Source organism: Pseudomonas sp. NPDC096950, from assembly GCF_044762525.1.
In the GTDB taxonomy this organism is placed as follows: Bacteria; Pseudomonadota; Gammaproteobacteria; order Pseudomonadales; family Pseudomonadaceae; genus Aquipseudomonas.
Genome location: NZ_JBIWEL010000004.1, coordinates 396,868 through 416,882, shown reverse-complemented (window position 1 = coordinate 416,882; position 20,015 = coordinate 396,868). Strand labels below are relative to the sequence as shown.

Annotated in this window: 21 protein-coding genes, 1 tRNA gene and 1 pseudogene; 13 read left to right on the top strand and 10 right to left on the bottom strand. The window is 59.1% G+C overall.

Annotated elements, in window-relative coordinates:
- Positions 1–9: 9 nt before the first annotated feature.
- Positions 10–930 (bottom strand): LysR family transcriptional regulator, encoded by a 921-nt coding sequence (locus tag ACIQY3_RS10530; protein ID WP_403019118.1) that lies wholly within the window; start codon positions 928–930, stop codon positions 10–12.
- A 138-nt stretch (positions 931–1,068) separates the two neighbouring features.
- On the opposite strand from ACIQY3_RS10530, the pseudogene ACIQY3_RS10525 reads away from it, so the two are divergent.
- Both ACIQY3_RS10525 and ACIQY3_RS10520 read left to right on the top strand, forming a co-directional pair.
- Positions 1,069–2,383, top strand: a pseudogene (locus ACIQY3_RS10525) (MFS transporter).
- Positions 2,384–2,445: 62 nt separating this feature from the next.
- On the top strand, positions 2,446–3,195 hold the full coding sequence (locus ACIQY3_RS10520) for a creatininase family protein (protein ID WP_403019117.1): 750 nt from the start codon (positions 2,446–2,448) through the stop codon (positions 3,193–3,195).
- A 224-nt stretch (positions 3,196–3,419) separates the two neighbouring features.
- Here the strand turns inward: ACIQY3_RS10520 and ACIQY3_RS10515 are convergent, their stop codons facing one another.
- Both ACIQY3_RS10515 and ACIQY3_RS10510 read right to left on the bottom strand, forming a co-directional pair.
- Complete coding sequence (locus tag ACIQY3_RS10515; protein WP_403019116.1) at positions 3,420–3,908, bottom strand: copper chaperone PCu(A)C; 489 nt, start codon at positions 3,906–3,908, stop codon at positions 3,420–3,422.
- Positions 3,908–4,513 (bottom strand): SCO family protein, encoded by a 606-nt coding sequence (locus ACIQY3_RS10510; protein WP_403019115.1) that lies wholly within the window; start codon positions 4,511–4,513, stop codon positions 3,908–3,910. The genes ACIQY3_RS10515 and ACIQY3_RS10510 overlap by 1 nt, the downstream gene beginning before the upstream one ends.
- 282 nt (positions 4,514–4,795) lie before the next feature.
- Here ACIQY3_RS10510 and ACIQY3_RS10505 point away from each other — a divergent pair, with 282 nt between their 5' ends.
- The 3 genes from ACIQY3_RS10505 to ACIQY3_RS10495 all read left to right on the top strand — a co-directional run bounded on the left by ACIQY3_RS10505 (position 4,796) and on the right by ACIQY3_RS10495 (position 6,621).
- A complete protein-coding gene (locus ACIQY3_RS10505; RefSeq protein ID WP_403019150.1) occupies positions 4,796–5,179 on the top strand; it encodes a DUF2946 domain-containing protein in 384 nt (127 codons plus the stop codon).
- Between the two features lie 111 nt (positions 5,180–5,290).
- Positions 5,291–5,857, top strand: a complete 567-nt coding sequence (locus ACIQY3_RS10500; RefSeq protein WP_403019113.1) for a putative natural product biosynthesis protein — start codon at positions 5,291–5,293, stop codon at positions 5,855–5,857.
- A 281-nt stretch (positions 5,858–6,138) separates the two neighbouring features.
- Positions 6,139–6,621: a hypothetical protein gene (locus ACIQY3_RS10495; RefSeq protein WP_403019111.1), complete on the top strand. Its 483-nt coding sequence runs from the start codon at positions 6,139–6,141 to the stop codon at positions 6,619–6,621.
- 121 nt (positions 6,622–6,742) lie between these two features.
- On the opposite strand, the gene ACIQY3_RS10490 is transcribed toward ACIQY3_RS10495, so the two are convergent.
- The gene (locus ACIQY3_RS10490; protein ID WP_403019110.1) at positions 6,743–7,123 is read right to left on the bottom strand and encodes a hypothetical protein; all 381 of its coding nucleotides are present in this window, start codon (positions 7,121–7,123) and stop codon (positions 6,743–6,745) included.
- A 527-nt stretch (positions 7,124–7,650) separates the two neighbouring features.
- A tRNA-Ser gene (locus tag ACIQY3_RS10485) sits at positions 7,651–7,738 on the bottom strand.
- A 123-nt stretch (positions 7,739–7,861) separates the two neighbouring features.
- On the opposite strand from ACIQY3_RS10485, the gene ACIQY3_RS10480 reads away from it, so the two are divergent.
- A complete protein-coding gene (locus ACIQY3_RS10480) occupies positions 7,862–8,533 on the top strand; it encodes a Bax inhibitor-1/YccA family protein (protein WP_403019109.1) in 672 nt (223 codons plus the stop codon).
- 63 nt (positions 8,534–8,596) lie between these two features.
- Here the strand turns inward: ACIQY3_RS10480 and ACIQY3_RS10475 are convergent, their stop codons facing one another.
- Together ACIQY3_RS10475 and ACIQY3_RS10470 are read right to left on the bottom strand one after the other, a co-directional pair.
- A complete protein-coding gene (locus tag ACIQY3_RS10475) occupies positions 8,597–8,926 on the bottom strand; it encodes a YceK/YidQ family lipoprotein (protein WP_403019108.1) in 330 nt (109 codons plus the stop codon).
- Positions 8,927–8,983: 57 nt separating this feature from the next.
- A complete protein-coding gene (locus ACIQY3_RS10470; RefSeq protein WP_213938751.1) occupies positions 8,984–9,421 on the bottom strand; it encodes an Lrp/AsnC family transcriptional regulator in 438 nt (145 codons plus the stop codon).
- 134 nt (positions 9,422–9,555) lie between these two features.
- Here ACIQY3_RS10470 and ACIQY3_RS10465 point away from each other — a divergent pair, with 134 nt between their 5' ends.
- Positions 9,556–10,449: a DMT family transporter gene (locus tag ACIQY3_RS10465; RefSeq protein WP_403019106.1), complete on the top strand. Its 894-nt coding sequence runs from the start codon at positions 9,556–9,558 to the stop codon at positions 10,447–10,449.
- Between the two features lie 3 nt (positions 10,450–10,452).
- On the opposite strand, the gene ACIQY3_RS10460 is transcribed toward ACIQY3_RS10465, so the two are convergent.
- Entirely contained in the window at positions 10,453–11,490 is a 1,038-nt protein-coding gene (locus ACIQY3_RS10460; protein WP_403019104.1) for an FUSC family protein, read from the bottom strand.
- Between the two features lie 38 nt (positions 11,491–11,528).
- Complete coding sequence (locus ACIQY3_RS10455) at positions 11,529–13,154, bottom strand: NADP-dependent glyceraldehyde-3-phosphate dehydrogenase (RefSeq protein ID WP_054046534.1); 1,626 nt, start codon at positions 13,152–13,154, stop codon at positions 11,529–11,531.
- Positions 13,155–13,509: 355 nt separating this feature from the next.
- On the opposite strand from ACIQY3_RS10455, the gene ACIQY3_RS10450 reads away from it, so the two are divergent.
- The 5 genes from ACIQY3_RS10450 (at position 13,510) to ACIQY3_RS10430 (ending at position 18,468) form a co-directional block, all read left to right on the top strand.
- Complete coding sequence (locus tag ACIQY3_RS10450; protein ID WP_403019102.1) at positions 13,510–13,872, top strand: c-type cytochrome; 363 nt, start codon at positions 13,510–13,512, stop codon at positions 13,870–13,872.
- 18 nt (positions 13,873–13,890) lie between these two features.
- The gene (locus ACIQY3_RS10445; RefSeq protein ID WP_403019101.1) at positions 13,891–15,285 is read left to right on the top strand and encodes a D-arabinono-1,4-lactone oxidase; all 1,395 of its coding nucleotides are present in this window, start codon (positions 13,891–13,893) and stop codon (positions 15,283–15,285) included.
- A gap of 74 nt (positions 15,286–15,359) precedes the next feature.
- Positions 15,360–16,568: a DSD1 family PLP-dependent enzyme gene (locus ACIQY3_RS10440; RefSeq protein ID WP_403019148.1), complete on the top strand. Its 1,209-nt coding sequence runs from the start codon at positions 15,360–15,362 to the stop codon at positions 16,566–16,568.
- Between the two features lie 80 nt (positions 16,569–16,648).
- On the top strand, positions 16,649–17,629 hold the full coding sequence (locus ACIQY3_RS10435) for a LysR substrate-binding domain-containing protein (RefSeq protein WP_403019099.1): 981 nt from the start codon (positions 16,649–16,651) through the stop codon (positions 17,627–17,629).
- A gap of 317 nt (positions 17,630–17,946) precedes the next feature.
- The gene (locus ACIQY3_RS10430) at positions 17,947–18,468 is read left to right on the top strand and encodes a GNAT family N-acetyltransferase (RefSeq protein WP_403019097.1); all 522 of its coding nucleotides are present in this window, start codon (positions 17,947–17,949) and stop codon (positions 18,466–18,468) included.
- A gap of 1 nt (position 18,469) precedes the next feature.
- Here ACIQY3_RS10430 and ACIQY3_RS10425 read toward each other — a convergent pair whose 3' ends face one another.
- Positions 18,470–19,162 carry an aspartate/glutamate racemase family protein gene (locus tag ACIQY3_RS10425; protein ID WP_403019096.1) on the bottom strand — a complete coding sequence of 231 codons (693 nt, stop codon included), beginning with the start codon at positions 19,160–19,162 and terminating at the stop codon, positions 18,470–18,472.
- A gap of 80 nt (positions 19,163–19,242) precedes the next feature.
- On the opposite strand from ACIQY3_RS10425, the gene ACIQY3_RS10420 reads away from it, so the two are divergent.
- Positions 19,243–20,004, top strand: coding sequence for a helix-turn-helix domain-containing protein (locus ACIQY3_RS10420; RefSeq protein WP_403019095.1), 762 nt, complete (start codon positions 19,243–19,245; stop codon positions 20,002–20,004).
- Positions 20,005–20,015 lie beyond the last annotated feature (11 nt).

Here is a 20,015-nt window from a genome sequence, read left to right as displayed (position 1 = left end):
CAGGCCCGGTTACCCAGGGGCAGACGCAAACATTGGCAAGCGCTGCAGCATCCAGTTCAGCAACTCCTGAGCAGGTGCGGCTAGCGGTCGGCCGGACTTCACCAGCAGTTTCGCCTCCACTGCGGAAAACAACGGATGATCGATCGAAACGGCCGCGAGGCTGCCGTTGGCGATTTCCCGATAAGCCGCGAATTCACCGAGCAACGAGGCAAAGTCGCCGTCCGCGACCATACGCTTGAGCGCCGCGAGGGAGTTGCTGACGAGCGCCGGGCGAATCTCGATTTTCTCGGCATACTCGAGCATTTTGATCGCATGCCCGATACCGAAAGTGGTGGGCGTCAACACCAGTTGGCAGGTGAGCAGATCCGCGACGGTTGCCATTCCTCCTCTTATTGCCAACGGATGATCCGGACGCACCAACAGCATCACCGGTTGCGCAGACGTCGCGCGAAAATCGATTTGCGAATGCAGCGGTGGATTGTAGGCAAGGCCGATATGCGCACGGTTTTCGGCCACTTCGTTCAGGACGTCGTCGACGGGCAGGATGTCCAGCCTGATATCGAGCTTCGGGTACTGTTTGCAGAACGGGGCGAGCACGTTATCGACCAACGCATCGACATAGCCCTCACTGATGACGACGCGCACTTGGCCTTGCTGCAGGCCCTTGATCGCTTGCAGCTGATCTTCAAGCTTTTCCTGGTGTGATCGATAGCCGCGCCAGAACTCCAGCAAGTGCACTGCGGCTTCGGTGGGCTGCACGCCGCGGGCTTGACGCTCGAACAGTTTCGCGCCGAGTTCCTCTTCCAGCAGTTTGATCTGGCGGGTGATTACCGAGGGCGAGGTGTTGATACTGTCGGCCGCGCCACGAATCGAGCCGTGGGTCAGCACCTCGTGAAAATACCTCAGCCGTTGTTGGTTGATTTCACGCATGCCGGGGACTCCCTCCAGAAATTGTGTGTTGCCTGGAGAGCAACGATACACGAACTTAGTTGCTCTTGCTGGGTCCGTGGTGCCGGTGCAACATTCCTTGGCACAACCGCAGACCAACAAGAATAACCGGAGATTCGCATGTCAATTTTCCAGACACCGGCACGAAGTGATGCCATTTCTGCTCTCTACCGCAAGCTCAGTTGGCGGCTGCTGCCACTCCTGTTCATTTGTTATGTATTCGCGTACCTAGACCGGATCAACGTCGGCTTTGCCAAACTGCAGATGCAAAGTGACCTTGGCCTGTCCGATGCGGCGTATGGTGCGGGCGCGGGTATTTTCTTTCTGGGGTATGTGTTGTTCGAGTTGCCGAGCAACCTGATGCTGCCGAAGGTGGGTGCACGGAAAACCTTCAGCCGCATTCTGGTGTGTTGGGGCATCACCTCGGCCTGCATGCTGTTCGTGCGCAACGTGCCGATGTTTTATGCGATGCGTTTTCTGCTGGGTGTGTTCGAAGCCGGTTTCGCGCCGGGCATGATTTATTACCTGTCCTGCTGGTACGGTCCGAAGCGTATGGCGCGGGCCATTGCGATCGTGTTTATCGCCGGCCCGATTGGCGGCATTGTGGGCGGGCCGTTGTCTGCGTGGCTGATCACCACATTCCAAGGCGTTGGCGGTCTGGCCGGCTGGCAGTGGATGTTTTTGATTGAAGGCCTGCCGTGCGTCTTGCTCGGGGTGCTGACCTTTTTCACTCTTTCCAATCGACCCGTCGAGGCGCGCTGGCTGAGTGTTGAAGAGAAGGAATTGCTGGCCAGTGAGCTGGGCGAATCGACCGGGCGTGTCCATTCGTTCCGTGCGGTGTTGCGCGACCCGAAAATCTACATCCTGGCCTCCGCTTATTTCTGCATCATCTTCTCGATCTACGCCATGAGTTTCTGGCTGCCGGCCATCCTCAAGGCCCAGGGCATCAACGACACCATGCAGCTCGGCTGGTACGCCGCGATTCCCTATGTTGCCGCCGCCATCGGCATGTACTGGATCGGGCGTCGATCCGACCGGGTTGGCGAAAGGCGCTATCACTGCGCAGTGCCTGCGGGCATCGGCGCGGTCCTGCTGCTCCTGTATCCCTTTGCAGACGGTAACCTGATGGCCGCACTGGTGCTGTTGACCCTGGCAACGGCCATGATGTTCATGGCTTATACCGTGTTGTGGGCAATGCCCTCCGAACACATCAAGGGCGAGGCGGCGGCGGGCGGCATCGCCTTGATTAATACCATCGGTCTTTCCGGCGGCTTCTGGGGGCCAGCGGTGATTGGCTGGGCAAAAACGGCAACCGGCAGCGCGAACCTTGGCATTGTTATCGTAGGCTGCGTTTTTTCTATGCGCCGCGTTGGTGATCATGTCCACAAAGCCGAAGACCCGTGACGGTGCGGTGCCTGAATACAGTGCGGGTTGATCAGCCATCTCCCGCTTCATCTATCGTGTTCCGCAAGGAACCCTTTAAAAGAGAGGACTCAAATGCTTCTATACCTATCGACCTGGGCCGAGATCGGGCAATTTCTTCAACGCAGCCGCACCATCGTGATCCCGATCGGCTCGAACGAACAACACGGTCCAACCGGTCTTCTGGGGACCGACTGGATGTGCCCGGAAATCATTGCCGGTGAGGCGCAAAAAAACGCCGACATCCTGATCGCTCCGACCTTCAATATCGGCATGGCCCAGCACCATCTCGGGTTCCCCGGAACCATCTCGTTGCGTCCATCGACTTTCATCGCGGCGATTGGCGACTGGGTGCGTTCGCTGGCCGCTCACGGGTTTGAAAAAATCCTCTTCCTCAACGGCCACGACGGCAACGTCGCATCGATTGAAGCGGCGTTCTCGGAGCTCTATGCCGAAGCCAGCTTCGCTCGACGCCCGGCAGGGTTCGCGCTGAAGTTGTGCAACTGGTGGGACCTGGAGGGGGTAGGGGAACTGGCGCGGGAGCAATTCCCTACGGGGCACGGCGTGCATGCCACACCGTCCGAAATCGCGGTCACGCAGTGGGCCTACCCCGACTCGATCAAGTCCGCTGAATACTCGCCACAGATCGCCCCTTGGGGCCCGATCCGCGAAGCGATGGACTTTCGCGCACGCCATCCCGATGGCCGCATGGGTTCGGACCCGTCCCTGGCGTCGCCAGAAAAAGGTCGCGCACTGGTGATGTTGGCAGCGCAGAGCCTGGTGCGGGAGCTGGACGCCTTCAGTCGCGAAGCAATGCCCGGCTAAACCACCGGATCACGACGTTTTCAACTTGACCAACGCCCGGTAGTTCCGGGCGTTGGCACATCCTGTTCTAGGAAGTCCCATGATTGAACATGACGTTTGGGCAACGATGACTTAGTCAGCAGCTGACCAAAACCTGGCGCAAGAAGGGGGAATAGAGGGGATTGCAAGCGTTGAAGCGGTCCCGGCCCTGGAGGCCGGGGGATATTGTGATAGGGGTCGTTACCTCAATGCATTGAGTGAGCGTCCGCCTGGTTCAGTGCTCGTGCCGGAGCCTCGACTTCGATCACCTCTTTCTCACCTTTGGCATTCTCAACGGTCAAGGTCAGCGGCACCTTGTCGCCTTCTTTGACCTGGCCTGTCAGGTCGATAAGCATCACGTGATAGCTGTGAGGATCCAGCGTGACTGCTTTCCCCGCAGGCAAGGCGACGAACTCGACGGGTTGCATGCGCATCACGTCGTCTTTCATGGTCGACTCGTGGATTTGCACCGTTTTTGCTGCCGGTGACTGCACGCTGAGCAGTTTGCTGTCACTGCTCGCCGTGAGCGTCATGAACGCCCCGGTCGCTTGTTGGCCTGCAACGGTGGCGCGAACCCAGGCGTCGTCTACTTGAGTCTGGGCGCAAACCTGAAACGCCAGACCCAGCAGCGCCAGCCCCAGCACGCTCTGTTTCAGGCGTGCATTGATGCGGGTGTTAATGGCATTCGAGTTCATCAGCAGACCTCCATGACGGTCAACAAGTCTTCCGTGCACTCGTGTGCCGAAAGGGAAGGGGATAAACCAAGGCGCAATCTGCCCCGGGTGTCATACACGTAGCTGGTCGCTGTGTGAGAAAGGGTATAGGTGGAACCGCTCGGGATTTTTTCATAGAACACGCCGAACTCTTTGGCCGTTTTTGCCGTTTCCTCCAGTGTTCCGTGGAGCGCGACAAACGAGGGATCAAACGTTTTAACGTAGGCATCCAGCACGGCAGGCGTGTCCCGTTCCGGGTCCAGCGTGATGAAGATGACCTGAAGAATATCCCCGTCCTTGCCCATCAGTTTCTTGATCTGCGCTGCGCGCGCCAGGGCGGTGGGGCATACCGCCGGGCACTGGGTGAAACCGAAGAAAATCATCGGCATCAGGCCTCGAAAACTCGAGAGCGTTGTCAGGTTGCCTTCGGAGTCTTTCAACTTGAATGTGCGCCCGAGGATCTTGTCGCTCAGGTCCTTGCCGTATTTGTACGACAGGCTGACGCTGTTGTCGCAGCCGGCGAGGAGGCCGAGACTGAACAAGCTGATACCTGCAACCACCTTGCGGCGGGTCAACAAAACACTCATGTTCTACTAGACCTTCTGGTGAGCCCGAACGGATGATTAACCCTGACAGGGCGTCGATGATTCATGCCGGTCAAACCGGGTGAAGAAGTCTAACCATTCCAGGGACTCGATATAACTTGCGACATTCTGACGCAGTCATGGCATTCGCCTTGTAGACGCGCATCTTCCGGAATTCCTGCGGCGTTCTGTCGCAGTTATTGAGCGATGATCCCGGTGTTTTCTCAGCCTGCGATACGCAAGTCGAATTACAATCGCGGATTCTTCGATGTTGATGTCACCCGCATGAAACTGACTTCATCAGACCGCACACTCGTTGCCTGGACGTTATATTTTTGCGTCCTGTTCAATGTGTTTGCCTGCGGTTTAGGCCATGGGCAGATGACCGGGCTTGAGCTTAATGGTGTCGGCGGTCAGTTCTGTTCTTCCCTTGGCGACAAGCAGCCGAGCCACACCACGGAATTCACCGATCAGTCGGTTAGCGGTTTAAGTGGAAGTCTCGCCTGTCCGATCTGCTCAGCGGCCACATTGAGCGTGGTTTTCCTGTTTTGCCTGATCGGCTTGCTTAGCGTCAGGCGCCTGCTACGACCCAACCGCGAAGTTCGCTGCAAGGCACCGCCTCGCTATTCCTGGCCCTCGGCCAACCCCCGCGCTTCCCCTCAGGTTTAAGCCTGTCAGCGATCAGTCGTCGCTTACCGATCTTTTAACCGTTTTCACCGGATGGCCATTCGTCATGGCTCCCGGTGAGTGCCGTTTGGCTCTTGTGGGAAGCACCACCTCATGTCTCGTATCACTCTTCCAGGCACTGCTCGCGTCAGCAGTCATATGGATTTTTTGCTGCCGTTTCCAGATTTCCCAAGTAATGCACGCTGTTTTGTAAACCTGGATGCCCGGTTGTTGCCTTACTGGCATACCTTGTTCGACGTCTGTCCCGGATTATTGAAACTCGACCCTCCGGATGGCTTGAACCTGTTTCGCAACTTCATGAAGTGGGCCTATCGCAATCATCCGCCGCTGAACTGGGCTTACCATCTCAGTGTGTGTCGCTGGTTACTGGGTTCTGTCTATAAGGCTCATATCAACGCAGAACATATTGAATCGTTCATGGTTGCTGCTGCCGCACGCTGGATACATACCGATGACAGCCAGGCACAAGGGATTGTCGTGGTTTGGCAACCGTTATCGATGAAAGTGTTTGACTGGAAAGTTGCGCCTGGTTCTTTAACTGGCGCGGAGGCTGAAGAGGATGAGTTTCCTCCCGCTCCTTGGGACTTTGCCTGGTGTCCGTTGGCACGACAGGGCAGTGCGGGTTTTCGGCGATGGTTGCCGGTTTTTGGTCATTCATGACGCTGTCGCCTGTCTGGTGGCGGCGGGGAAAGAAGAGCGTACCTGCGCGGTCAGCGAAACCCAAGCCATCGCGCGGGCCATTCGAGGGACTGAATGTGTGCTGATTGAACGAACAGCGCACTTGGCCGCTGGATAAAGTAAATACGCTGATTGATCAGTTTCTGAAGGAGTTGGCAGGCGCGGGTCGTTAGCGGAAGTCACCTGCTAACTTCGCTCCACTCCGTGACCGGATGCGACAGGTATTGTAGGATTTGGCTCAGTGTTCAGCCAAGGAAGAGCAAATGCTCAAAGTAATGTTGTTCTGTTCTGCTGCAGTTTTTCTAAGTGGATGCCAGCCAAAATGGATAGAGCAAACACCTGAGGATTTGCGGATAGGCAGAGAGTTTTCGAAGAAGCTCCATGCCAAGGATCAGGAAAAGCTGAGCTACGAAGAGGAGATGATAAACACTATCTTCGCCTCCCGACCTCCTGACGTGAATCTCTTGAACTTGATGGATAAATCGCTGAGCCGATGCTTGTGGTTGCGGTCAGAGCGCGGAGGAATGGAGAATTGCAGTCGAAGATCAGTGCCCATTGTCGAAAACTATTACTTCGAGCATTTCTACGATGGAAGCAAGTCACCACCACCGGGCTACGTCGCGGTAAGCCATGCATATCTGAAGTGGACTTCTTTGATGGAAGTCATGCAGTCGGCCCCAAATAGCGAGGTAGTCGACGAACGTGCTGCCGAAGCAAAATCTGCCATTGATTTTGCCAGGTTTTAACTCGACTCCGAAGGGGCCGTTTCGTGTTCAGTTCGCCGGTGCTCTGCCGCTAAACGCGGCAGATTCCCGTACTGCAATGCTGCTCGCCGACATACTCAAGTGCGCTGGCGAGCGAGCAGGCTTATGTCGTCTTGGGGTGCTGAGCGGCGTCGCTGACAGTTTCCGAGGTATCGATGTCGCAGGCTTTTGCGCGCGCCCGGTCAGTCATGAAGCTATAGCTGCCGTCGGATGGTTTTGTCCTGGCCAGTTCTCGGAGGACGGATTCCGGAGAGCTGAAGAACCCGGTTTGGCTAAGCGTTTGGTTGGTACAGTCGAACTGAAAGCCGAGATAGGATGTGAAGTATTCGCCAACTCTCTTCACTACTACGTTGCGTATCGGCATGTCGCCCGCAACGCTTTCTATCGAATAGGCTGCGTAGTAATCCTCTGAGGCCGAGATGGCGCAAGCGGAATAAGCGGTTAACGACAGCAGACATGCAGCAGAAATGACACGAGCTCTCATGGGTTCTTCCTTGACATACTTTAACCGCTACGGTGATGGTTCGAACAAGGCCGCTATAATACTGACGTAGAGCGGTGCCTGGAAATTAATTGTTAATTTTTTTTAGTCCTGCCAAGCGTGGAACTGACCTGATTCCATGGACAAACCACTCGCCGGCCTTTCTTTTCTTATCATGCTTGTCTGGGTGTCTGTCGTAGTGCTCGTCATGTACTGGATGTTGCGTTGAATCCTGAGGATTGCCCCCGTAAGCTGGCTTGTCCGGCAGCACTCTAGTCGTGAATATTCACCGTGCCATCGGCCTGGACGTGGCGTCGCGAATCCTCAATTTTGAGTTCAGCGTAGCAGTGGAAATGTCGTGACACATATAGGGAATTGAGTGTTCGGCAGGACGCCGGAAGAAGGTCAAAACAAGCTGAGTTATGGAAAGGTTGCAAAATAGTTATGGAACACATGCTGGGCGGGGACGATTCCACCAAACCCCAGAAACGAAAAAGCCCTGACTAATCAGGGCTCTAACGTATTCAAGATGGCGGAGGCGATGGGATTCGAACTCATGGACCTGTTACAGTCGACGGTTTTCAAGACCGTTGCCTTAAACCACTCGGCCACACCTCCGTTTGCGTTGCGGGCGCCATAATACCTGAATGAAACACACTGTCAAACTCTCCGCATGGCTTGTTACAGAGCGTCTGTTATGATCTTTGCGACTGAACGTTTCAAACCAACAGGAGTGTCGCCATGCGCGAACAGGATTACGCAGTTAATAACAGCGTGCAGGCTGAGCAGCTAGAGGTTAGCCGCGTCCTGCGCAACACGTACGGCTTGCTCGCTCTCACGCTCGCATTCAGCGGTGTGATGGCGTTCGTCGCTCAGCAGATGCGTGTCGGTTACCCGAACGTTTTTGTGGTGCTGATCGGTTTCTATGGCCTTTTCTTCCTGACCAACAAACTCCGTGACTCGGCGTGGGGCCTGGTATCTGCCTTTGCCCTGACCGGTTTCATGGGTTTCCTGCTCGGCCCGATTCTCAACCGTTACCTGGGCATGCAGGGCGGGGCAGAAGTGGTCAGTTCCGCTTTCGCGATGACTGCGCTGGTGTTTGGTGGTCTGTCGGCCTATGTACTGATCACGCGCAAGGACATGAGCTTCCTGGGTGGTTTCATCACCGCCGGGTTCTTCGTGTTGCTGGGCGCGACGCTGGCGAGCTTCTTCTTCCAGATCAGCGGGCTGCAACTGGCGATCAGCGCAGGTTTCGTGCTGTTTTCCTCGGTCTGCATTCTGTTCCAGACCAGCGCCATCATTCACGGCGGTGAGCGCAACTACATCATGGCAACCATCAGCCTGTATGTATCGATCTACAACCTGTTCATCAGCTTGTTGCAGATCTTCGGCATCATGAGCCGCGACGATTGATCGCAAGCCTTGAGTAATAAAAAAACCCGCTTCGGCGGGTTTTTTATTGTCTGCGATTCGGGGTCACTCGTTAACGATGATGCTGCCATCGGCTTGCTGTCGGTAGACGGTGTAGGGCAGTAGCAGGGTGTCAGCCACGCCGGAAACGACCGCATCAACCAGCACAACGACCGGAACGGTGGTATGTGTCTGCGCATCGATGCCACTTTCCAGCGGCGCATTCAGATAACAGAAGTCATAAGTCACGCCGCTGTAGATCCGCGGGACAGCGCCGCAGTAACTTTTGCGCTCCTTGAGGCTTTTCGCAGCCGCTTCGTCGCTGCGCACCACCGTCTGCACAGTGCCGCAACCCGCGAGCATCAATGCTGCCAATACCATCGCCTGAGTTTTCATACCGCCAATCCTTCGCCGGAAAACACTCAATCTATCCTATTCATTATCAAACAGCACTCACGCCATGGGCGGCAATCGGCGCTTGACCGGGGTTTTCTTGACGATCGCGGTGTTGGTTTCGGCGTGGGTGTTGAGGCGGTCGAGCAGGGTGTCCAGCTGTTCCATCGAGCGCACATGCAGGCGCGCAATAAAGCAGTCATCGCCAGTGACCTTGTCGCACTCGGTGAATTCCGGGATGGCCTGGATTTGCCGTTCGACCTCCTGCAATTGCCCCGGCAACGGGCGAATGCGCACAATCGCCTGCAGTTGATAGCCGAAGCATTTTGGATCAATTTCGACGGTGTAGCCCTTGAGCACACCGCGCTCCTCAAGGCGACGCAGGCGCTCCGCAACGCTGGGCGATGACAAGCCGCTGATTTGCGCCAGGGCCTTGAGCGAACGCCGTGAGTCTTCCATCAATGCGCCGATCAGCACTTGATCTATATCGTCGGTCATGGCGAAACCTCAATTAGGCAGTTAGACAAAACGGCCTCGATAAAAAAGGCAGAAACCGAGTTTAGCCTGATTTTTGCGCTGGAGAAGGCCCTCAGCCGATTGGCATAATTTGGCCTCAAGCACAGGAGGTTGAAATGGACAAAACACTACGTCGCGGCTCTTTTGAAATGACCGCCGCCATGCTTATTTCCGGGACCATCGGCTGGTTCGTGCTGGTGTCCGGGCAACCGGTTCTGGACGTGGTGTTCTGGCGCTGCGTATTCGGTGCCGGCACCTTGCTGCTGATCTGCGCCGCTTTCGGCTTCCTGCGCCCGGGCATTCTGACCCGCACCACGTTCCTGCTGGCGGTGCTTAGCGGCGGGGCGATTGTCGGCAACTGGTTGTTGCTGTTTGCCTCCTACTCCCGCGCATCGATTGCCATCGGGACGGCGGTCTACAACGTTCAGCCGTTCATGCTGGTCGGTCTGGCCGCGCTGGTTCTCGGCGAGAAAATCACCCTGCAGAAGCTGTTCTGGCTGGGTGTTTCGTTCCTTGGGATGCTGGCGATTGTCAGCGCCCATGGCGAGCAGGGCGCCGGCGGTAACGATTACCTGATGGGGATCGGCCTGGCGCTGGGTGCGGCGTTCCTCTACGCGATTGCCGCGTTGATCATCAAGCGCCTGACCGGCACTCCGCCGCACCTGATCGCGTTAATCCAGGTCTGCACAGGCGTGCTGTTGCTCGCGCCATTTGCGCATTTTTCGGCCTTGCCTCAAGCACCGAGCGCCTGGGCCAGCCTGGTGACGCTGGGCATCGTGCACACCGGTTTGATGTATGTGCTGCTCTACGGGGCCATCCAGAAACTGCCGACGGCACTGACCGGCGCACTGTCGTTTATCTACCCGATTGCGGCGATCTTCGTTGACTGGTTTGCGTTCGGCCATCGCCTGGAACTGCTGCAATGGCTTGGCGTGGCGGCGATCCTGCTGGCCGCCGCCGGTATGCAACAAGGCTGGGTCCTGAAACTGCGTCGAGTGGCCACGCAATAAGTCTCAGAGGTTCCAGCGCGGCGCAGTCTTGGCCAGGCGCTGGCGCATGTCGCCGATATTGGCGGCCAGTTGCCGGGTCAATAACCGGTAGCCGTCCAGCGGACTGTAGACCGGCGCGTCGAGGCTGGCGTCCGGCAACTCCACCGGCCGGTTGAGTCGCTGGGACGCGCCGGACTTCAACGCCCGGGCCATGCCGATCAATTGCACGCGAATCTGCCGGTGTTCAGCCTTCAATGCGGTTTGCAAATGAGCCATGGCGGCCGGATCACTGGTGTCCGGTCGCGTATTGCCGAGGATCTCCAGGGTACTGATGCACATGCGCAGATTGCGTTGAATGGCATCCAGTTCGGTCATGGAGATCCGCACTTCCTTGGACACCGATGGCATCAGCGAGCGCAGTTGCACCATCACCGCGTTCAAGCGGCCCATGAGTTTGAGATGTTCGTCATCAGTGACCGGTTGGCCGTTGATGATGCGTCCATAAATGGTCGCGCAGTCGCGCAAGGCATCGGCGAGGTTGTAGCGCCAGGAGAACACCGCGTACAGCGGCAGGGCGAAGGAAAACGCCAGGGCCAGGGCGATGCCGATCAGAATATCGACCCCGCGCCACAACCCGTCAGTCACCGGGTTATCGCCATGCCCGGCAACGATAAACACAGTAATCGCCGACAGCAGCGCCGTGTAGCCGCCCTTGCCGATGGCGTGGTACGAGAAAAACCCGCACACCACCGACATCGCAAAATAAGTCAGCCATGGCATGCCGAGCCAGGCCTGTTGCGCCACCAGCAGCAAGCCGACCCCGGCACCGATCAAGGTGCCGATCGCCCGCTCGGCGGCTTTCTTGCCGATGTTGCCGTGGTGCTGCAAACCGCCAATCACCACCAGCATGGTCACCGACGCCCACTCGCCGTGTGGCAGGTGGATGCCGGTGGTCAGCAGGATCGTCGCCAACAACCCCAGGGAAACCCGCACCGCGTGGATCACCCGGGCATTGCGATAACGCCGATACGGGTCCAGTAACGGACGCAGCAGTCGGCGCATCAACGGTGGCAGGCGATAGGCTCTCAGATCGGCTCTCCTCAGAAAATGTAATCGGTGGTCAGGAAGCTCGAATCCCGTCCGCGAATGATCTCGCTGATGAGCGCCTTGTTGCTGTCCTGGAACTTGGTCGCCACCAGTGTGCGGATCGAAAACACTCGCAACGCATCATGTACCGACAAAGTGCCTTCGGCGGAGTTTTTGCGACCGTTGAACGGGAAGGTGTCCGGGCCGCGCTGGCACTGGGCGTTGATGTTGATACGCCCGACCTGGTTGGCGAAGGTGTCGACCAGTCGGCCAACCGCCACTGGGTTGGTGCCGAAAATACTCAACTGCTGACCGAAGTCCGATTCCAGGACGTAATCGATCACCGTGTCCAGATGCCGGTACGGCACGATCGGCACCACGGGGCCGAACTGTTCTTCCTGATAGACGCGCATCTGCGGGTTCACCGGGTACAGCACCGCCGGATAGAAGAACGACGCGCGCGCCTCACCGCCATTGGGATTAACCACTGTCGCGCCTTTGCTGACCGCATCCGCCACCAGCGAATGCAGGTAATCCACCTTGCTCGCTTCCGGCAACGGCGTCAGGGCCACGCCGCTGTCCCACGGCATGCCGGGTTTGAGGGTGGCGAGTTTGGCGTTGAATTTCTCGATAAACGACTCGACCACGTCTTCGTGGACGAAGAGGATTTTCAGCGCCGTGCAACGCTGGCCATTGAATGACAGTGAGCCAGTCAGCGCTTCACTGACGGCGTTGTCCAGATCCACCTCGGGCAGCACGATGCCGGGGTTCTTCGCATCCAGGCCCAGGGCGGCGCGCAAGCGGTGGGGTTTCGGGTGGAGTTTCTTCAGGTCGCTGGCAGCCTTGTTGGTGCCGATAAACGCAAAGATATCGATCTTGCCACTGGCCATCAGCGCGCTGACGGTTTCGCGACCGCTGCCGTAGATCACGTTGATCACGCCGGTCGGGAAACTGTCGCGGAAGGCTTCCAGCAGCGGCCGAATCAGCAGCACGCCGAGCTTGGCCGGTTTGAATACCACGGTGTTGCCCATGATCAGCGCCGGGATCAGCGTGGTGAAGGTTTCGTTCAGCGGATAGTTGTAAGGCCCCATGCACAAAGCGACGCCCAGCGGTACGCGGCGGATCTGGCCGAGGGTGTCCTGCTCCAGTTCGAAACGGCTGGAGCGGCGGTCCAGTTCCTTGAGGGCGTTGATGGTGTCGACGATGTAATCGCAGGTGCGGTCGAACTCTTTTTCCGAGTCCTTGAGGTTCTTGCCGATTTCCCACATCAGCAACTTCACCACCGCCTCACGCTGCTGGCGCATGCGCCCGAGGAAGGCTTCGACGTGTTGGATACGCTCGGCCACGCGCATGGTCGGCCACAGGCCCTGGCCACGGTCGTAGGCGCGGACGGCGGCGTCGAGGGCGGTCAAAGCGGTTTCGGCATCCAGCAGCGGCGTGCTGCCGAGGATCACTTGTTCGTCGCCATTCTCGCCGGTCAGGTACACCGGGCTGCGCACCTGGGCGAGGGGGCCGTCCCACGTCCGCAATTGACCATCGACCAGGTATTCGCGCTGCTCGGTCTGGCCGTCGAGGCGGTATTTTTCCGGGATGTCGCTGCTGTCGGGAAACAGATTGCCAAGGATGTGTGCTGTGGTCATGTCGCTACCCCGTCTGGATTCGGTAAGGCGTTGATGAATCGTTTTAGCAGACCTGGGCCTCGCTTGTCATGACCCATCTCAGGTGAGCGTTGCTTATTCAAGATAGACGACAAGACCGGATCCCTGTGGGAGCGGGCTTGCTCGCGAAAGCGGCGGCACAGCCAATATTGAATCGCCAGACACACCGCCTTCGCGAGCAAGCCCGCTCCCACAGGGTTTTTCGGTGGCCTCAGAAGCCCCCCTTAATGTCCCGCAATGCCCTCAACCCCGCGACGTGCCTGGCTTAACGTGGCCTCTCCTTGATCACAATAACAATGTGCCCCGGCTGGCCGGAGCACTCAACGAGAGGACGGCTATGCCGACAAACAGGTACGCGGCGTTTCTGATCGTCGCCACGTTGCTCAGCGGTTGCGGCGAAGCGCCCAACCCCCTGGCCACTCGCAATGAAGCCGCCAACGCAGCCCCCGGCGACGCCGCACTGGCCCAGGTCTACGCCAACAGCTGCCAGCTCTGCCATGCCAACCCTGCCGCCGGCGCGCCGCTGACCGGCGATAAAAAAGCCTGGGAGCCGCGCGTGCAGCAGGGCGCCGACACGCTGCTCGATCACGCGATCAACGGCTACAACGGCATGCCGCCGATGGGCCTGTGCATGCAGTGTTCGGAGGAAGAATTCCTCGCGCTGATTTCGTTTATGTCTGGTCAGTCCATCCAACAATAAGAACGGCAGGTGCACTTCATGACAATGGACCTGACTCGACGTCAGTTACTGCAACGGGCGAGCGTCATCGGCGCCTTCACCGCCCTCGGCTCCAGCCCGGCACTGGCCGAACTGCTGCGCGCACCGCGATTGATTCCCTGGCGCAACTGGTCGGGTGGCCAGAGTTGCCTGCCGGCGGCGCGCTTGGCACCAAAGAACCTCGATGAACTGACCCAGGTTATCCGCCAGGCGTCGGGCAAGATTCGCCCGGTCGGCTCGGCCCATTCCTTCAGCGCCCTGGTGCCCACCGACGGCACGCTGTTGTCCCTGAGCTACTTCACCGGATTGCTCGACCACGACCCCAACACCTTGCAGGCCGAGTTCGCCGCCGGCACGCCGATGTCACGCATGGGCACACCGTTGAAAGACATCGGCCAGGCCCTGCAAAACATGGCCGACATCGACTACCAGACCCTGGCCGGGGCGATTTCCACCTCGACCCACGGCACCGGCAAAACCTTTCAATCCTATTCCGCCCACGTCTGCGGCTTGCAACTGGTGACCGCCAGCGGCGAGGTGCTGGACTGCGACAGCAGCCGTCATCCCGAAGTGTTCAACGCCGCCCGTGTGTCCCTCGGTGCCTTGGGTGTGGCGACCAGAATCCGCCTGCAAAACCGACCGGCCTATCGCCTGCGAGAACGCCAGTGGATCGCCAAGACCGAAGAGTTGCTGGAAGACCTCGACAAGAACACCCGGGAAAACCAGCACTGGGAAATGCTCGTGGTGACCCATTCCGACTACGCCCTGTCGATCGCCCTCAACGAAACCACCGACCCGGCCACGCCACCGATCCCGGCGGACGAAGAGGGCGGTAACGAGTTCGTGACCCTGATCGAGAAGATCGACAAGTACGGCAGCGACTTTCCCGACCTGCGCCGCACGTTGCTCAACAACCTGCGCCACCTCGCGAGTTTCGATGACCGGGTCGGCGACTCGTTCGACATCTACGCCAACGTGCGTACGGTGCGGTTCAACGAGATGGAATATTCGGTGCCGGCGGAATATGGTCCGGCCTGCCTGCGCGAGATTCTCAAGCTGATTCAGGACAAGGACCTGCGCACCTGGTTTCCCATTGAGTACCGCTACGTGAAAGCTGACGACATTCCCCTGAGCATGTTCGAAGGCCGCGACAGTTGCTCGATTTCGGTCCATCAGCATTACCAGATGGACCATCACAACTTCTTCGCCGCCGTCGAGCCGATCTTCTGGAAGTACAACGGACGGCCGCACTGGGGCAAGTTGCATACCTTGAATGCTAAAAACCTGCAGCCGCTTTACCCGCGCTGGCGGGAATTCGTTGAGGTGCGCCAGGCGCTGGACCCCAGCGGCAAGTTTCTCAACGCGCATTTGACGTCGATTCTGGGGGTGAACTGATGACCGTGAATCGTCGCAATTTCCTGCTCGGGACTTTGGGTGTTGGCGCCTTGCTGGTGGGGGTTGGCGCGTGGCTGCGGCCGGGGGATCGGGGTGGTCCCTACGACGACTATTTCCGAGGGCTGAACCGTGAGCTCAAGGATCACGGCCCGATGCGCCCGGTGATGTTGATCGACCTGGACCGCCTCGATCACAACATCGACGTGGTGATGCAATCGGTCCAGCGTGGCGGCAAGCACTTGCGTCTGGTGGAGAAATCCCTGCCGGCGCCGGGGCTGCTGACGTACATCGCCCAGCGTGCGGGGACGAAGCGCTTGATGTCGTTTCACCAGCCGTTTCTCAACCATGACGCCATGCAGTTTCCCGACGCCGACATCCTGCTGGGCAAACCGCTGCCGGTGCGTTCGGCGCAGTTGTTTTATCAAACCCACAAAGGGTCGTTCGACCCGTCGAAACAGTTGCAGTGGTTGCTCGATACCCCCGAGCGACTTCAACAATACCTGGCCCTCGCGCAAGGGTTGGGTACGCGATTGCGGGTCAATATCGAACTGGACGTCGGCCTGCATCGCGGTGGCGTCAGCGAGGTGGGCGTGCTCGGGCAGATGCTGACCCTGATCAGCGCCAACCCGCAACACCTGGAGTTCGCCGGGTTCATGGGCTACGACCCGTTCGTCGGCATGGGCGTGCCGGGGATTCTCGGCTCGCCCGAGGAACTGTTCGCCAAGGTCATGGTGATCTACAACCGCTGCGTCGATTTCACCCGTCAGCAATATCCTGGTCTATGGCGCGAAGGGCTGACGCTCAACACCGCCGGCAGCCCGAGTTATCGCATGCACGAGCAGGAAAGCCTGAGCAGCGAAGTGTCGGTGGGCACGGCGATGCTCAAGCCGACGCATTACGATTTGCCGTCACTGGTGGATCATGTGCCGGCGGCGTACATCGCCACGCCCGTATTGAAAAGCACCGGGGCGGTGAACATTCCGGCGCTGGACGGCAAGTCGAAGCTGTTCTCATGGTGGGACGCCAATCAGCGCGAGACGTTTTTCATTTATGGCGGCAACTGGATGGCCGAGTTCGAATCGCCCCAGGGTTTGCAGAGCAACGGGGTGTACGGCCGCAGTTCCAACCAGGAAATGGTCAACGGCTCCAGCGCGGTGGGCCTGGCGGTGGAGGATCAAGTTTTTTTGCGCCCGACCCAGACCGAGTCAGTTTTGTTGCAGTTTGGTGATCTGCTGGCGGTGCGGAGCGGCAGGATTGTCGACGCATGGCCGGTTTATTCCTGAGCCTGAAACACAAGTGCAGCAATGTTCCGGTAACAATCAGCAAAGGACGCTTGACGAATAAGCACGACAGGGAGTCATCGATGGCATTTGTAGAACCCGCAGGAGCTCAGAACACGAGCGATTACCGCTACCCCGAGGCGAAATCCGAATCCTGGCTGGCGCTGGCGGCCGGGATCGAGGCCGAGGTGGTGCAGTACTTCATGGTCAGCGCCCGTTGCGGCTGTTTCATGCAGGCCGCGCGCAGCCTCAACGTCAGGACGACGTTGCTGCGCAAGCAACTGGCGAAACTGGAGGCGCAGGTGCAGCGCTCCCTGTTCAATTTTCAGGGCAGCAACCTGAGCCTCAGCCGCGAAGGCCTGCAACTGCATGCGCAACTGATCGCGCTGGCCCATGAACGCACTTTGCCACTGGTCGAACAGCCGCTGATCCGCCTCGCGGTGGCCGAGTCGCTGCTGCACGACATTCTAGGCCGCGACCTGATCGCGCTGCTGCGGCGCAATGCCAGCGTGCGCCTGGAGATCATTTCGCTGGACAGCGAACTCGCCTTGCAAGCCGTCAGCGCCGATGTGGTGCTGTGGCTGGGGAACGGCGATTCGCCGCTGCCCGGCCCGACATTTGCCATCGAAGAGCCGCAACGCCTGGCGCAACTGGACTATTTCCCGCACATTGCCAAACGCTATTCACGGGTCACGTCCCGGCCGGACAGCCTCGATGACCTCGCGGACTTCATGCTGGTGCATTGGCAGCATGACCGCCAGATCGACAGCTTCGGGCCCTGGAATCGCCTGGTGGAACAACGCCTGGCCGGGGTCGTGCAGTTGCAATCCTACGAACTGATGCTGGAAATGATTCGGTGCAGCGCCTGCATCGGCCTGTTGCCCAACTACATCAGCCGTTTCGACCGTGCGCTGATTGCGCTGCCGGGATTGTTCAGCGAACCGATGCGGCGCCAGGCATGGCTCGCAGTGAATGCCGAATCCCGGCGGCAGACTGAAGTGCAGGAACTTGCCGAACTGATCCGCCACACCTTCCATGAGCGGCGGGACTGGTTCGAAAGCTGACGCATATCCCCTGTGGGAGCGAGCCTGCTCGCGAAAGCGGTGTTTCAGTCGACATTGATATTGCTTGACCCACCGCCTTCGCGAGCAGGCTCGCTCCCACACTGGATCTCCAGAGAATGCAGTATTTGTGACCAACCCAAATCCCCTGTGGGAGCGGCGGTGCGACGATTCGACTTGCTCGCGAAAGCGGTGTTTCAGTCGACATTGATATTGCTTGACCCACCGCCTTCGCGAGCAAGCCCGCTCCCACATGATTGGATCTCGCCACGCAGGTAGATCGCGGTTTAGAGTGAGCGGCCACTCCAGGAAGAATCACCATGCCCACCACCGACCCCGGCATCACCATTCAACGCCTCAGCGAAGCCCACATCGACGGCATCACCGCGCTCTACAACGATCCGTCCGTGACCCGTCAGGTCCTGCAAATGCCGTTTCAGTCCACCGAAGTCTGGCGCAAACGCCTGATGCCGGACAACGAGCGGGTGGTGCAACTGGTGGCGCTGTATCAGGGCGCGGTCATTGGCAGCATCGGGCTGGAACAGTTCTCGCGGATCCGCCGCAGCCACGCCGGCAGCATTGGCATGGGCGTCGCCGGGGAATGGCAGGGCAAGGGTGTCGGTTCGACATTGCTGGCTACGGTGCTGGATATTGCGGACAACTGGATGAACCTGCGCCGGGTCGAACTCTCGGTGTACGCCGACAACGCCGCAGCCATCGGGTTGTACCGCAAGTTCGGTTTCGAAGACGAAGGCCTGTTTCGCGACTACGCCGTGCGTGACGGCGTGCTGGTGGATGCCTTGAGCATGGCGCGCCTGCGTGCCACGCCCAAGGCCGGTTGAGTCAGTCGCCCAAGGCAAACGCCACCGCCGCCTGCGCATGCAGTTCGGTGGTGTCGAGCAGGGGCAGGGCGCTGTGTTCGGGTTTGATCAGCAGGCCGATTTCCGTGCAGCCAAGGATGATTGCCTGGGCGCCACGCTGGGTCAGCGACTCGATGACTTGCTGGTAGACCCGGCGCGACGCCTCGCTGATGACGCCGACGCACAGTTCGTCGTAGATGATCCGGTGCACGGCCTGGCGTTCCTCGGTCTCCGGCACCAGCACTGTCAATCCCATGGCCTTCAGGCGATCCTTGAGAAAATCCTGCTCCATGGTGAACGCGGTGCCCAGCAACCCGACTTTCATCGCCCCGGCATCGACTGCCGCCTGACCGGTCGGGTCAGCGATATGCAGGAACGGAATGCCGATCGCTGCCTGAATCTGCCCGGCCACTTTGTGCATGGTGTTGGTACACAACACCACGCACTCGGCGCCAACGGCCTCCAGCCTGCAGGCGGCATCCACCAGGATCGCCGCTGCATCGTCCCAGCGCCCGGCATGCTGGGCCTGTTCGACAGGTCCGAAGTCGACGCTGTACATTAGCAATTGCGCCGAACGCAGCGGCCCGAGGCGGTTCCGGACCTGCTGATTGATAAGGCGATAGTATTCGGCGCTGGACTCCCAGCTCATGCCGCCGATCAGGCCGATGGTGCGCATGTTGTGCTCCTGTTTTGTTGGCAACCCTTTGATAGAGAGTCTCCCGTGGATCCGCGCTTCGATCTATCAGGAAATTTCACATGCTGAGCCAACGTCTGCTGGGCGATAAAATCGGCCTGTACCTGCTGCCGCGCGCCGCCTACAGCGCCCGGGACCCGGCGCAATGGCACACGCTCGGCGTGACCCTGGAGCGCCAGCAAGGCGTGCACGCCATCGATTCCGACCACCGGGTGGATTTCGACACGCTGCCCGGCGTGCTGGCGCACACACCGGTCGGTGTGGAAGTGTTTTCCGAGTCGGCCAGTGGCGGTGAATACTTGTTGCTGCGGCTGGACGAACCGTTCGCCCGGCAACATCTGCCTGCGGTTAACCATCGGGTGCAGTCACCGGGGCACGTTCAGGCGCTGGGGCTGGCCCGGACATTGCGCCGCTTGATGCTCAATCCGCAACCAGACAGTCTGGCGCTCGAACAAGCGGCATTGCAGTTGGTGGGGCAGGCGAGTGTGCAAGTCGATTCCCGGACCCCTCCCAAGGCTTTCACCCGAGTCCTCGATCAAATCGCCGAACAGTTCCATCAACCCCTGAGCCTGGAGCAGTTGGCCGCCACTTATGGCCACAACGAGCTGCGGTTTCTGCGCGACTTCACCCGCACCATCGGCCTCACGCCCCACGCCTACCTGATCGAAGTCAGGCTCCAGGCGGCTCGCCGCATGATCGAGCAAACCGATCTGCCCCTGGCCAGCATCGCTCTCGATGCAGGCTTCGCCCATCAGTCGCATATGGGCGGCGCCTTTCGCAAACACCTGGCCATGACCCCCAGCCAGTACCGCTCGCGCTTTTAGTCGTACGCCGG